At 51.8% G+C, this 14,250-nt stretch carries 12 protein-coding genes; 8 read left to right on the top strand and 4 right to left on the bottom strand.

Going from position 1 to position 14,250, the window contains the following annotated elements; all coding sequences use genetic code 11:
• The 5 genes from U8U01_RS16065 to U8U01_RS16045 form a co-directional block, all read left to right on the top strand.
• The coding region (locus tag U8U01_RS16065; protein WP_322176451.1) for an IS5 family transposase at positions 1-376 on the top strand (376 nt) is incomplete at its 5' end.
• Positions 377-806: 430 nt separating this feature from the next.
• The gene (locus U8U01_RS16060) at positions 807-2,282 is read left to right on the top strand and encodes an S-layer homology domain-containing protein (protein ID WP_322176448.1); all 1,476 of its coding nucleotides are present in this window, start codon (positions 807-809) and stop codon (positions 2,280-2,282) included.
• 21 nt (positions 2,283-2,303) lie between these two features.
• Positions 2,304-2,852 carry a hypothetical protein gene (locus U8U01_RS16055; protein WP_322176446.1) on the top strand — a complete coding sequence of 183 codons (549 nt, stop codon included), beginning with the start codon at positions 2,304-2,306 and terminating at the stop codon, positions 2,850-2,852.
• A 3-nt stretch (positions 2,853-2,855) separates the two neighbouring features.
• Complete coding sequence (locus U8U01_RS16050; RefSeq protein ID WP_322176443.1) at positions 2,856-4,274, top strand: MBOAT family O-acyltransferase; 1,419 nt, start codon at positions 2,856-2,858, stop codon at positions 4,272-4,274.
• Between the two features lie 19 nt (positions 4,275-4,293).
• Complete coding sequence (locus U8U01_RS16045) at positions 4,294-5,697, top strand: alginate O-acetyltransferase AlgX-related protein (protein WP_322176440.1); 1,404 nt, start codon at positions 4,294-4,296, stop codon at positions 5,695-5,697.
• A gap of 231 nt (positions 5,698-5,928) precedes the next feature.
• On the opposite strand, the gene U8U01_RS16040 is transcribed toward U8U01_RS16045, so the two are convergent.
• From U8U01_RS16040 to U8U01_RS16030, 3 genes are all read right to left on the bottom strand, one after another.
• Positions 5,929-7,137 carry a DUF4179 domain-containing protein gene (locus U8U01_RS16040; protein ID WP_322176438.1) on the bottom strand — a complete coding sequence of 403 codons (1,209 nt, stop codon included), beginning with the start codon at positions 7,135-7,137 and terminating at the stop codon, positions 5,929-5,931.
• Complete coding sequence (locus U8U01_RS16035; RefSeq protein WP_322176436.1) at positions 7,121-7,690, bottom strand: RNA polymerase sigma factor; 570 nt, start codon at positions 7,688-7,690, stop codon at positions 7,121-7,123. The genes U8U01_RS16040 and U8U01_RS16035 overlap by 17 nt, the downstream gene beginning before the upstream one ends.
• Before the next feature lie 276 nt (positions 7,691-7,966).
• Positions 7,967-10,138, bottom strand: coding sequence for a helix-turn-helix transcriptional regulator (locus tag U8U01_RS16030; protein WP_322176434.1), 2,172 nt, complete (start codon positions 10,136-10,138; stop codon positions 7,967-7,969).
• Between the two features lie 340 nt (positions 10,139-10,478).
• Between U8U01_RS16030 and U8U01_RS16025 the strand changes: the two genes are divergently transcribed.
• Together U8U01_RS16025 and U8U01_RS16020 are read left to right on the top strand one after the other, a co-directional pair.
• Entirely contained in the window at positions 10,479-11,417 is a 939-nt protein-coding gene (locus U8U01_RS16025; protein ID WP_322176431.1) for an ABC transporter permease, read from the top strand.
• Between the two features lie 41 nt (positions 11,418-11,458).
• Entirely contained in the window at positions 11,459-12,325 is an 867-nt protein-coding gene (locus U8U01_RS16020) for a carbohydrate ABC transporter permease (RefSeq protein WP_322176429.1), read from the top strand.
• 161 nt (positions 12,326-12,486) lie between these two features.
• Here U8U01_RS16020 and U8U01_RS17370 read toward each other — a convergent pair whose 3' ends face one another.
• Positions 12,487-12,957: a hypothetical protein gene (locus U8U01_RS17370; RefSeq protein ID WP_331678471.1), complete on the bottom strand. Its 471-nt coding sequence runs from the start codon at positions 12,955-12,957 to the stop codon at positions 12,487-12,489.
• 15 nt (positions 12,958-12,972) lie between these two features.
• Here U8U01_RS17370 and U8U01_RS16010 point away from each other — a divergent pair, with 15 nt between their 5' ends.
• On the top strand, positions 12,973-14,031 hold the full coding sequence (locus U8U01_RS16010; protein ID WP_331678470.1) for a type 2 periplasmic-binding domain-containing protein: 1,059 nt from the start codon (positions 12,973-12,975) through the stop codon (positions 14,029-14,031).
• Positions 14,032-14,250 lie beyond the last annotated feature (219 nt).

Genomic DNA, 14,250 nt, shown 5'->3' with positions numbered 1-14,250 from the left:
TCTGGCCGTGGATGCGCATGGTATGCCGGTGCGATTCTTTATCACTTCTGGTACCACAGCGGATTGCACAGTTGCAGCGCAGTTGATTGAGGGATTTCAGGCGGAGTATCTTCTGGCAGCCCGGGGCTATGATACAGATGCAATTATCCTCAAGGCTGCGGAACAGGGAATGACACCGGTCATTCCGCCAAAGAAAAACAGAAAGCACCTGAGGGAATACGACAAATTTCCCTACAGACTCCGCCATCTCGTCGAGAACGCCTTTCTGTTTCTCAAAAGATGGCGCGGTATTGCTACGCGCTACGCAAAAAATGCTGCTTCTTTCACTGCTGCTGTCCAAATTCGCTGTATTGCTATTTGGCTACTCATTTATTGACGACAGTATCTAGCAAAAAAAGCACCCAGGAGGGATTTTTATTCCTCCTGGGAAATTTTTTGCTAAAAACCGAAGGGCCAACCCCACAGCCCGCCACCCTGCCTTTCCTTCAAAAAGTGTACCTTTTGACAGTCCCACACATTTAGCTATTTTAGCATAAACAAGCTCGAAATTCAAGACTTCATCGTGCTTTTGTGTGAGATTTCTCCAGGAATGGCAGTCCTTGTCAAAAGGTACACTTTGCGAGATGGACGTACAGTGCCTTGTGAAATGTCCCTAAACTATCTAGGAAGGAAAGATGAAAACATGAAAAAGTTTCTTGCAGCCCTACTGGCAGCCAGTCTTTTGTCTGCCATGATTCCGCTCACGGCTCAGGCTGCTGGCAGCAGTACGCCTTCCGTGGGCGACATTCAGCTACAGGATGATACCAGTGTGGAAGATAATCCTGATATCACAGAGCCTCCCGGTGATACTGCCCCCCTCCGATGATATGCCCCCACCCAACGATACAGAAACTCCTGATGACACGGAGCCTCCCAATGATATGGAAACCCCTGACGATACGGCCTCACCCGACGGCACAGAGCCCCCTGACAGCACAGAGTCGCCTGATGATACGGACACCCCTGATGGCCCGGAAATTCCGGACAATCCGGAGAAACCAAATTATCCCGGCCTGGAGATGGTGGATCACCGTATCTATATCAGAGGACAGAACGACTTTGTTCGTCCGGAAGGACAGTTGACCCGCGCCGAGGCTGCTCAGATCGTGTATAGCATCTTGGAGTACGAGCCGGAACGCACCGGCTCCAAAACCTTTACCGATGTGCGGGAAACTGCTTGGTACGGTAAGCAGGTACTGGCCCTTGCGGAGATGGGCATCGTAAATGGTCCTGGGGATGGCACCTTCCAACCGAACAGATACATCAGGCGCAATGAGTTTGTACAGATTATTACGCAATTCTTCGACATGGAAAGTGAGGAGATACCTGCTGCCAGTTTCCCGGATGTGAACCAGAACAGTTGGGACGCTCCTGCCATTAATTACGCCGCCGCCAAAGGGTGGATAGCCGGTTCTCCAGACGGTACCTTCCGCCCGAACAACTACATTAGCCGGGCAGAGGCCATCACCGTGGTGAACAAAGCTCTGGGCCGTAAGCCGGATCCGGAGCGATTGAAAGCCGATGGCTATGCCCTGGTTTTTCTGGATCTGCCATATTCTCACTGGGCCTACGGCCAGATCATGGAGGCTGCCCTAGAGCATATCCACAATGAGGGAGGCAATTGGCAGTCTTATATCCTCCCTGTGGCCGAGCACGAACCGGGCAATCACTTGATTGGGGGAGAACTCTATCAGGTGGACAGTTCCGGCCATTGGGTGCACAATAAAACCGACGGCGTGTTGAGATTTGACCATAACGGCCGCTACACCACAGGTGACGCCTCTTTGGACAAGCAACTCACCGATATGGTGAAGAAATATACCAAGGAGGGTGACAGTAATCTCAATAATTATAAGCGTTTATATGACCAGATCTCAACATGGCCCTACCGCGCGGGCAGCTATCTTGGCGTGGGAAGCCAGGACGGTCAGACCGGATGGGAAACCAATATGGCCCTGGATATGCTGAAGAATCGAAAGGGGAACTGCTACCGCTATGCGGGCCTGGGTACCATGCTAGCCCGGAAACTGGGATTCCAGGCCACCGGCATCTCCGGCCAGGTAAATGTCTATGGACGGGGGTTCGTGCTCCACGGCTGGGTCGAGATAGAGTTGGACGGGCAAATTTTCATCTGTGACCCCCAGCAGCAATACCGTTGGCCCAAGGAAAACCTGTTCATGAGGAAGTACAGTGAGTTCCCCTCCACGCGGAAGTACCGGGTGAAGAATATTATCAAGAAGTGACCTTAAAGGAGATAGATATACATGAATAAACTTGCATCTCTCATTCTGGGCATTATGACCCTTGCGCTCGTCATGAGCCTGGCCGCTTGCGGCGGTGGGGAGGGCCAGCCGGAACCTTCCCCCTCTCCCTCGCCCAGTGCGGCCCCTACGGCCACGCCAAAGGCATCTCCCACAGCTAAGGCCAGCCCCAGCCCAAAGGCCACGGCTACCCCTGCTCCTACGGCAACGCCTACTGTGGCCCCTACGGCCACCCCTGTTCCGGAGGCAACAGATCCACCCGCGCCAGACCCTACCGAGGCCCCTGTGCCGGATCCCACACAGGCCCCGGTTGCGGATCCAACCCAGCCCCCTGTGCCGGATCCAACCCCGGAGCCGGAACCCCCTGCTGACCCCTACGCATACATAGGTAGTGACATCAACTCCTTCTATGCAGCTTTTGGCTACCCTAACAGCAGCGAGTATGGCCCCAGTTGTATGGGGCCTGGGGAGGACGGCTTGCTTTACTACAGCGGTTTTACGGTCTATACTTATCGTGTAGACGGCGTGGAAACTATCCAGGATGTGGGGTAAGCCATGGTATTCAGTTCTCCGGCGTTTCTCTTTGCCTTTCTGCCCGTAACCTTCCTTCTGTACCGGCTGATCCCAGGCTGCGGCAAAGCATCCATTACGGCGAAAAACGCGTTGCTGACCTTATTGAGCCTATTATTTTATGCTTTTGGCGAGCCAGTCTATGTGCTGCTCCTTTTGGCCTCAGTGGCGGTGAACTACCTTTGCGGACTGCTGCTGGGCAGGGGAGGCAGTGCCTGGAAAAAGGCTGTACTGGCAGGGACAGTGACCGTCAACCTGGGGTTTCTGTGTGTGTATAAGTACGCGGGTTTTGCAGTGGCAACCCTAAACAGCCTGGGTATCATGCTCCCTGTGCCAGATATTGCCCTGCCGGTAGGAATCTCGTTCTTCACTTTCCAAGGGCTTTCATACGTAATAGACTGCTATAGGGATCAGACACTGATCAGCCGAAACCTGCTAAAACTTACGCTGTATATAGCCTTTTTCCCGCAACTTATCGCTGGCCCTATCGTCAAGTATCACGACGTGAGCCAACAAATTGACAGCCGCCGGACAGATGCCGCTCTTACGGCCCAGGGGATCCGGCGGTTTATAGTGGGGCTCTCGAAAAAATTGCTTATAGCCAACACGGTAGGCCGTATGGCAGATTTGGCCTTCGGTGCGGGCAGTGCGTTGGATATCCGTTCTGCATGGCTGGGGGCCGTCTGCTACTGCCTACAGATATACTTTGACTTTTCCGGCTATAGTGATATGGCCATCGGGCTGGGGAAAATGTTTGGGTTTCATTTTCAGGAAAACTTTGCATACCCCTTCACCAGCGGCTCTATTAAGGAGTTCTGGCGGCGGTGGCATATATCCCTATCCACCTGGTTCCGCGACTACCTGTACATCCCCCTGGGCGGGAACCGCAAAGGCAAATTGCGCACGCAGTTGAACAAGTGCCTGGTATTCTTCTGTACCGGCTTATGGCATGGTGCCAGTTGGAATTTCGTCCTGTGGGGGCTCTGGCACGGAGCATTTATCATCTTGGAAGGGCTGCTGCCCCCACCGGGAAAGCTACGGCGTGCCCTCTGGCGGCCCCTGACCTTGTTGGTGGTACTGCTGGGCTTTGTGCTTTTCCGGGCTGAAACGCTTGCCAAGGCGGGGGATATGTTCATGAATATGGTGGCAGGGTTCACTTTTACCTTGGAAGGTGCCAGCTTATTACGTACCATGCTCACGCCTATGAACCTGCTGGCCCTGTTTGCCGGCTGTTTCTTTTCCCTGCCGTTGCTCCCCCGCATAAAAGCGCTGGCAGCGTGCGGGGCATCCGGGGCGGCTGTGCTGCGTGCGGGGTCGTATTTGTGCGCGGGGGCGCTGTTTGTGTTGTGTGTACTGCATCTATCCGGGGCAGAATTCGATCCCTTCATCTATTTCCGATTCTAGCCAGATATACGAGGTAGTTATGAAGAAATTGCTATATTCAGTATTTACTGTATGGTTTATGATGGTTTGCCTGCTGCCGGGGCTGGGTATGCTGGCCCTTGGCCCCAGCCCTGCCGCCGGGAACGAAACCGTCACAGCGCCCCCAAGCATCCTCCGGACAGACGGCTCACCCAATGTAGAACTGCTCTCGGACGCTGCCGGCTGGTTTGCCAAGCGTTTTGCCTTCCGGCGTGAACTCATCACCGTTGACTCTTTTCTAAAGGCCAACCTTCTCCACACCTCCAGCCAATCCCAGGTTTCCCTGGGCCGGGAGGGCTGGCTCTACTATACCGAAACCCTGGACGATTTCACCGGGGCAGATGTGCTCGCCCCACGGCAGGCCTATTGCATCGCCCGGACGCTGCGCCTGGCCCAGGACTATGCGGAGAGCCAGGGCGCAGAGTTCCTGTTTACCATCGCGCCCAATAAAGCTGGCATTTATCCACAGAACCTGCCAGGGTCCCTGCAAACTGCTCAAGCGGTAGAGGCATACTCTTCTCCGGCGGTAGCGGCCATAGAGCGGCAGGGGGTTCACTACGCTGATCTCTTTGGCCCCCTAAAAGCCCAAGATGAAGTGCTGTACTTTGCCACAGATTCCCACTGGACCAACAAGGGGGCAGCCCTGGCACATGATGTGCTCCTGGATGCGCTTGGCCTGCCGGCAGAATCCGCCTTTTTAAAGGCTGGGGACTATCAGGCTACCCATAGAGGGGATCTCTACGAAATGATCTACCCTGCCTCACCCCGATTGGATTTAGAGTACGAGTTTGCCCAGCCCTTGGGTTTTTCCTATGCCCGGCCCATCCGGGACGTAGATGACTTGCGCATAAAAACTGTCAGCGGCTCCGAGAACGGTTCCCTGCTGATGTTCCGGGACTCCTTTGGTAACGCTCTGCACAGCCTGATGGCTGAGAGCTTTTCCTCTGCAATATTTTCCCGGGCTATGCCGTATCGAATGGAACTGACTGGCCAGGGTGAGGTGCAGTATGTGGTAACGGAGATTGTGGAGCGCAATTTGCCCCGGTTGGCTGAGGCCCCTTTCCTGATGCCTGCGGCTCAGATAGAGGATTGGCAGGCGCTTTGGGGTGAAGATTTTTTTGTGGAGGATAACCACAGCCCAGAAACCGCGACCATTGTTGTGGAACAGGTGGGTGGGTACCGAAAAGTTGCTGCGGAAACAGCAGCGGGGTGCGATACGGATTCGCCAGTGTACCTGGTACGGATAGCGAAGGACGGCAACCTTAGCGCCTGGGAAACCTTTCCGGTTTATACGGAAGGAGGGACGGCTTGTGCCGGGTATTTGCCCGATGATATAGTGGAGGGGAGTACTATACGTATGGTGTTTCGTAGTGACGGGCGCTGGAAGTGGACGGCTAAAAATTGAACATGATGGTTAGCAAAAGTGCCCCCGGATCCTCCGGGGGCGCTTTTTTAACTGAATATAGTTCCTTTGCGGTTCTTAGGTATGCGTTTGGGTAATACATTGAACGCACTAGTCACGGGTTGTGCCCTGGTGTGGTATGTGGTCTTGCAAAATTCGTTGTTAAGGGAATACTTTCGGATATTTCCCGCTTTCTCATCGTGATAAGTGAAGATTACTTGGCCGTATGACTTCCTAATATATGGGAGGAACAGGAGAACAACCGGGAACTGCCGTACTACTTTCGGTTTCCGTAATTTTCCCGCCGGCATACGCATCTAGCGGTAAATACTCGAAACCCTCATCCAGATAATTGGACGTAATCGTTACCTCGCCAGTTTCCAAAAGAATCGTGAATTCCCCGAAAACCGATGTACCGTTCGTACGTTCCCAGGGCTGTTCCTTATAAACGGTAACGATAACTTTTTTTGTACTATCAGGCGGGCCAATAAAAGCGCATTTCTGTATAGCCGTATCGCCAAAGGTATATCGCCCGTCACCAAAATCGCCAAATTCGCGGAGATCCTCTCCCAAGTCCACTCCATCATCCGTGTGTGCACTTACGCTGACACCATCCATGCCAAAATAGGGATAGGCCAGGGTAACACTCAGTTTGCTGGGCGAACAACTCCAGCTTTGTAGTGACAAACCATCTGTTTCAGCCCCGTGCACAATCCCCTGTTGGTTATAGCCGGTATTGGCCGTCAAGTCAAAGGCAAGGTGGATCGGTTCTAGCGAAACGATCTGTCCGGTTTCACCCAGGTCAATGGATTCCGAAGTGCGCCCAGCGAGGTTCCCAATCATGACCTCCACATGGAGTAGGGTGTCCTGCTCCGTGCCGTCTGGTAGAGTTACCTGGATTGGATTGCTTTCAAAATAGGAACCTTTACGTGTAAAAACGGGCAGGGCATAATTAAGTCCGCCGCTCTCTCCGTTTAGCGTAATGTTCCAACCAGGGACGGTGTCATTACCAGCAGTTTCTTCTGTTTGCAGCAATTCCATTTTCAGTAGCTTGGTGTCTTTTGGCTGCAAACGCAAAGTAAAGAAAACATATTCCCCGTCGCAGTATGTTTCTGTAACGGTGACCTTATATTGGTTATTTTCCGCGCTTTCGTCAATGCTCTGTACCAGGCCATCATAACTGGGGGCATTGGTGCCCAAGGCGTTTAGCTGGCGGAACATTCCACCAACAAACGGTAGACTCTCGGCAAAAGCCGGGAAAGCCGCATTTATGGAAAGTAATACAGTTGCCGCAAATGCAAAGGAGGCGGCCAAGGCGCCGGCCTTTCTTAGCCATAGAATATTAGTATACCTTTTGGGAAGTGGTACGCTTGCCTCCTCGACGAATACCGGGTTGATATAAGTAATACCTTCAAAGAGTTGGACTTTATCTATCTTCTGCATGAAAAATACCCTCCTTTGCTAAAAACACTTTAAGTGCTAGCCGCAGCCGGTACATTTTTTGAGCCAGTTTTTTCGGTGATATGCCGCATTCATTTGCTAGGTCACTTAAAGAGATACCGTACCAATACCGGCGTACAAACAGCACCCGATGGTCATGCGGAAGCGATTTTAGCCACGAGTTGAGGATCTCTCCCAATTCCGTGCTTTCGATTTCCCTTTCAATCGAGATAGGGGAGGGGACGGCATCCTCCATCTCGTTAAGCGCCTGTTCGATGCCGCTATAGCGTTTCTGCCGGTGGTTTCTACGCCATAAACTAACAGATATGTTTCGGACAATTCTGCCAAGCCATGGCTGGAGTTTTTCGGGATGCTCTGGCGGTATGGAATTCCAAGCCTGATAGAATGTTTCATTGACGCATTCTTTCGCATCTTCGCCATTCGATAGAAGGCTCATAGCAATGCGTAGGCAGAATGTGCCATACTTGCACTCGGTTTCTGCAATAGCGGATTCATCCCGCTGCCGGTACAACTCTACAATTTGCTGATCCTCCATCCACATTCTCCTTTCCCTGCAAGTTTTGAAGGCCTTCACTTATTAACTCGCCGTTCAAGAGGAAATATTGCATTCTTTCTTGCATTTTTTACAGGGACAGATAAAGTAAAGGAGCACAGTTGAAGGGATAAGGAGGGAGCAGTAAGCGGCAGGTGGATGAGGAGGCCAGCGCACTGAATAGGGAGAACATGGAATGTGGAGGGGCGTTCCCTGGTAAATGCGGTGATGAGATTGGTGTTTGGTGAGCCGCCTCTTGACCAGGGAAGGGAGGCGGGCTTACGAGGGTAATGAAGATGTGACTTCTTTTATCCGATACTCACTGGGAGTCATGCCGTACTCTTTTTTGAACAGCCGTACAAACCCCCGTACATCCTCAAAGCCAATGCGCATCCCTACCTCGCCGATTGGCAGATCCGTTTCCCGCAGTAGGTATACAGCTTTCTTTAGCCGCAACCCGGAAATGTACTGCAAAATGGTCTGGCCACTTTTTTGCTTGAAAAGCCGGGAGAGATATTTATCATTAATGGAAAGTTCCCTGGCAATCTCCGGGATGGTGAGGCGGCGCTGATAGTTTTCATCAATATACCGGCAGGCAGCCCGCACATATTGGCTGCCGGAATCGCTTTGGGAGATAATAGACAGCCGCTCTTGGGAGATGGAACCTACAAAACTACGCGTGGCTTTTTGTAGTTCCTGGGAGTTTTTAGCGGACAGCACGTCCTGGGCGCGGGCGTATAGCCTTTCCCATGGGGAAACAGTCCCAGCCGGAAGAGTGTGGTTAAGGATGGTTCCAATGATAATCAGTGCCTTACACTTGAGTTGGTGCCACTCCTCTTCTCCCGCCTGTCCAATAAGTTCCAGCAGGTACTGTTCCACCACCTCCATACGGTCAATATCTACCGCAAAGGCAATGCGCTCTAGGTTTGGTTCCGGTAGCAGCACCCGTAACGCAGGGCCGGACATCCCCTCAAAGATGCAACACTCGTGGACTAGAATATCCCTGTACAGCAGGTTTGCGGCAGCCCGCTGGTAGGCCTCGTGCAGTAGGGCTGCCTCCCGGATAGGCGAAACAGCCGATACGAACAGTGCCCTAGCCAATCCCTCTGGCAGGGCGCTTTTCGCGGCTGCTGCCTTTTGTGAAACGCTGGTCTTGGCCTCCCCCTCCAGTCCGGCAGGTAATCGTAGTACCATGGCCAGCGTTTCATGATCCATACTGGCCATAGCAGGCTCCACCCCTTGGGGTCCGGCCCCGGCAAACACGCTTTTCAGCAGGGCCTTGCTGAGAATACGATCCTTGTCCCGGCTTTTTCCAACGTCTAACCGTACACAGGCCACCAGGAAGATATCCTCACCCGCACCGGCCAGCCAGGGCAAAAGGCCCTCCAATTCCTCAGCTTGGGCGCTGCCGGTAAGTACACTACGTAGGCCGGACTCAGCCATAGCGAGTCGGGTTTCCTCTAACTCCCGGCTGTAGGTTTCCCGGTCATCCATAAGCTTGGTAACGCCCTGGCGCAACTCCTCCATACTTAGGCTCCGGGGTGGCCCTTCCTGGCAATAGATGCCGCTTAGCTGTTTTAGCAGAGGATGGAAAAGGGCTCTCAAGGATTGCAAAGCCAAACCTAGCACCAATATCATGGCCAACATAGACAAAAACAGTATGCCGCCGTCCCGTAGGTATCCGATTAAGAACTCCTGCCAAAACATCCATCTGGAATAGGATAATGTGGCTTTCAGGCTGTAGGAGTTTAGAAACTTTGTGGCGGTAAAGGCAGCATCGCCACTTTCTCCCAGTTGCAGGGCCCTTTCCTCCATGCCGGGAGTTTCCAAGGAGATGACATAGCCCTCTCCCAACTGCAAAGAGAACTGCCGTTGCAGGTAGTTTTGATCCAGGTTAAAGCATAGGTAACCGCTAGGGCCCTTGTTGCCCGCAGAGAATCTTGTTGCCAGGGTGGCTACAGATACACCCTCCAGCTCTCTGGCGATAATGGCCGGGGTAGGGTGCAGGGGCAGTTCCAGCAAAAAGTCCCCATCCCGGAAATCCTCCACATCCACTTTTCCAGTACCAGTGGCAAAGACAATCCCGGACTCCTCCTGGTACAAATATACGGAGCGGCAACCCAGCACAGCGGTCTGCGATTGTACTTGGTCGCATTGGCGCATGACGCGCACATATCGGTATGGGTCTACAGACAGTGGGTTGCTCATCACAGCGCTTACATCGGTATCTCCAGAAAGGATATAGCTGTTCCGGGCAACGGTGTCAAAGAAGATATTCAGATAGTTTAAGGAGTAGTCCAGGTTTTCTTCCACAGCCTTATACTGGGACCTCTCTTCCACCATATAGGAAACCACCCCGAAACCGGCAAACAAAAAAAGGCAGGCTCCAAGGCTGCACGCCAGATAACGGGCAAAAAAGCGGGTAAAGGTCTGGGAACTCTTCTGTTTCATAAGGCGTTGCTCTCCTTCTGATGGATATAGTTGGCATACTTATAAGGAAGTCTGCGGCAGGAGCTGATTTTTAGTATATCATGCCGAACCTAAATTTTCAACATTTACAAGGAAGAGTTGCGCCTACCTTTTTGTGGAGTAGAGTTGGCTGCAACCCCAGGCATATGCAAAAAAGTGCCCTAAACACCTAAAAAAACAGCTATATACTTATAAAAAAGTTTTATCTACCCTGCAAAACATAAGTTGTCACCGATTGGTGTTGTGAATTTTTACGGATTTTTGTATTATTTTTCCAAGGCGATTGTAAAGAACGCAAAAGGACAGGAAAGGAGTTGTACCAATGAATATGACTAATGCAAAAACAGTTGCACCCCAATGGACGCGTCTTTGGGTAAAATTCAAAAAAGGCTTTAAGGCAAATATATGGTACTACCTGCTGATGCTGCCAGGGCTTTTGGCCTTGTTGGTATTCCGGTACGTGCCAATGGGCGGGCTAGTAATTGCCTTTAAAGATTTTAAGGTGGCGGAGGGAATGTTTGGCAGTGCCTGGGTGGGCACTAAGTGGTTCGATATGCTTTTCTCTAACCGAGAGTTTGGCCAAGTGCTTTTTAATACCATCTATATCTCGTTGCTAAAGCTGATTTTCTCCTTTCCGGCACCTATTTTGCTGGCCCTGATGATTAACGAGGTCAGTTCTGTGGGACTGAAAAGATCCATACAAACGGTGGTATACCTGCCCCACTTTATCTCCTGGGTAGTCATTGGCGGGGTACTTACTACAATTCTTTCGCCTTCGGTGGGTATCCTGTCTTATTTTGGGCTTGCTAAGAACCCGTTGTTAGAACCAGGAAACTTCCGATGGATGGTAGTGGTTTCTGATATCTGGAAAGAGGCGGGTTGGGGAACGGTAGTGTACTTAGCAGCGATTACCAATATTAGCCCCGAATTGTATGAAGCCGCTACTGTAGATGGAGCCAATCGTTTCCAAAAGATTCTGCACATTACTTTGCCTGCGATTGCCAGCACGATTGCAGTTATGCTGATACTTCGCACAGGTTCTCTGCTCAGTGCCGGATTTGATCAGATGTATGTGTTGCAGACACCTGCAACCATGGACGTGGGCGATGTGTTGGACACCTTTGTGTACCGCTACGGCCTGGCTCAGGGTAGGTTCTCCTACGCGGCGGCGGCAGGATTATTCCAATCGGTGGTGGGGCTTATCCTGGTAAGCTTTTCTAACTTCGTCACTGGCCGCATGGGCCAGGACGGTATATGGTAATACCCTGCCGCCCAGATAAAATGGTAAGGAGGTCCTATCGTATGAAAGTGAAAAAAGGTTTTGGAGAAGTCCTGTTTGATGTGGTGAATATTACCCTGTTGATGGTTATCAGCCTGGTAATGCTATACCCCTTCTGGCACGAACTCTGCCTCTCGCTCAGTTCCTCAGCCCAGGCCACCCGCGGTGGGTTATTCTTAGCCCCGCGGGAACCTACCACAGCAGCCTATACCCAAGTGATGAAAAACCCCTTTATATGGACAACCTATGCCAATAGCATCTTCTGTGCGGTGGCAACCACGGCTATTGGGGTGCTGCTTACCGCCATGTTGGCCTATGGGCTTTCCAAGCGGCAGGTACTGGGTAATAAGGCGCTGTCTTTTCTGGTGGTATTCTGTATGATATTCCAGGGAGGCATGATCCCCACCTATCTTACCGTAAAAAGCCTGAATCTTATTGATAGTCTTTGGGCACTGATCCTACTGGCTATCGTTACCCCCTATAATACGATTATCATGAAGAACTTTTTTAGTGGTATGCCCAATGACCCGGAGGAGGCTGCAGCTATTGATGGGGCCGGGCCATTACGCATCTTTTTCCAAATCATGCTGCCTTTGGCAAAGGCAGTGCTAGCTACGGTGGGACTGTGGCTGGCGGTGGCATCTTGGAACAATTTCCAGGGCCCCTTGATTTACATAAACAGCCGCAGTAACTTGACTTTACCCCTGTACATCCGGCAAGTAATAGACGGCCAGTTGATAGCTCGTACTACCGGTGAGGTCAGTAAGTCAGCGGTGGAATCCGTGGTGGGGGCCACTATCATTGTTTCGCTAGTGCCCATCCTCTGCGTGTACCCCTTCCTACAAAAGTACTTTGTAAAGGGCGTTATGATAGGTTCTGTGAAAGGCTGAGCGCTTTTGCCTATGATCATTTTGGGAAAAGCCCGCTTTTTTGGAACAATATTGCTGGGGGCGCAGGCCCCATGAAAGGCGAAAAACAAGGAGGTCAAATCATGAAAAAAGCAGTGCAAAGACTTATAGCCCTTTTGCTGTGCGTAACGTTTCTTTGCTCCTTAGCGGCGTGCGGGGGCAGTGGCGGACAGAGCAGCAGTAAGGGTGACCTGGTTCATGTCCATCAGGTCTGGAAGGGACTCGCTTGCGGCCAACACATTCAGTTTGTCATAGTATTCCGTGCCGCTGACACAGATTACTTCCCAATCAATATTAGGCAGCCCATAGGCCTTCATGGCGTCCTTTAGAATCTGGTAGCCTTCCCCACCGTCCGCAGGGTAGGTCGCCCAGACTGAACTGCGGTAGATGGTAAAATGGTAGTTCTGATCGTCTGTTTTTGGCTCCTCCTCTTGGGAAGAACTGGATTCCTTAGTCCCGCTGCTCTCTTCGCCTTGACTTTCGGTGCTGTCAGGCTTACCAGCTTTGCCGATCAGGGCCTGATCATGCCCCTGGAGGATACTCTGGATCAGTTGCCTGCCATTAAGGATCTGATGCGTCCCTCTGAGGTAGATGCCTGCTCCTATAACGGGCACTTATACGCCTACCCGGTGGGCTACCTGGATGGAGCAATCAACGGTCCAAACACTGAGGGGCTTGTAATCCGGCAGGATTGGTTGGACAAGCTGAAACTGGAGGTTCCTGTTACCATAGATGACTTGTACACGGTGATGAAGGCTTTTAAGGAGCAGGATCCTGATGGTAACGGCCAGGCCGATACTTTTGGCTACATCGGCACCAAAACGACTGTGTTTGATGAGATATTCGGGGCCTACGGCATACAGCCTGGTTTTTGGATGGAAACTTCAGACGGCTTGCGTATAGGTAGCACTCTGCCTGAAACCAAAGAGGCACTGGCTACCCTTGCTAAGTGGTATGCCGAAGGGCTAATTGACCCGGATATTTTCACCACAGATGGCAATCTTGCCCAACAGAAATTTAGCGGCTCCAAGGGCGGCGTGTATGAGGGCAGTGGCTTTACCGGTGCGCCTACTCAGCCCGAAACAGCGGCTCTGCTGGAAATTACCCCAGAGGCCAGCCTCTCCGCCATCCCCCATGTGGAGGGGCCAGACGGAGAATTCGGCAGCCAGGAGTCTGCCCCTGGATATGGTAACATCAAGTCCATCTCTACGTCCTGCCAGAACCCGGATGTGCTTATAAAAATGCTGAACTGGTCTGTAGACGAGGATCCAAATGGCGGTTTCTATCTCTGCTCGCAGGGAATAGAGGGCGTACACTTTGAGATAAATGAGGACCGCACGCACATCACCCAGATTTTTGAAAGCTTTGATGAGTTGTACGCGATGGGGTTGAGTAACCCTGTACGTTTCCTGCAAATCGTGGACCGCCGCTGGGCCGACCCCCACTGCGCGGAGTTCTTTGAGGCTTTCTCCACAAGCTATCGGGAGAATAAATTCTGGGGCACCACGCCCGCCATGCTGGACTCCCCCGACACTTGCGGAAACCTTTTCCAAGAATATCTGGCAAAGATTGTAATGGGTAGCTTACCCGTAGACGCTTGGGATGACTATGTAGAGGAGTTCTATGCTATGGGCGGTAAGCAAATTGAAGAAGAAGTTAACGCGGCCTATCAGGAGTTGCAGAAGTAAAGCTGCGCGAAAGCTATAGAAAACCGGCCCTGCCGGTGGATAAGCCGGTCGGTTCCCACCGTCCGGCTATTATCCTTTTTAAACCAAACGGTTCTATATACCTAGATAGTGTCTACACAAGGTAGAGGAATTGTGATAGAATGGAAGCATCAAAAAAGACAGGAGAGGAAAAGATGGATGCTTCCTATCACAGACACGACATAAGCGATCAAGTGTGGT

It is taken from the genome of Acutalibacter caecimuris, from assembly GCF_034335085.1.
In the GTDB taxonomy this organism is placed as follows: domain Bacteria; phylum Bacillota; class Clostridia; order Oscillospirales; family Acutalibacteraceae; genus Acutalibacter; species Acutalibacter caecimuris.
The sequence above is the reverse complement of the archived record's forward strand: the minus strand, read 5'-3'. Positions and strand labels throughout refer to the sequence as shown.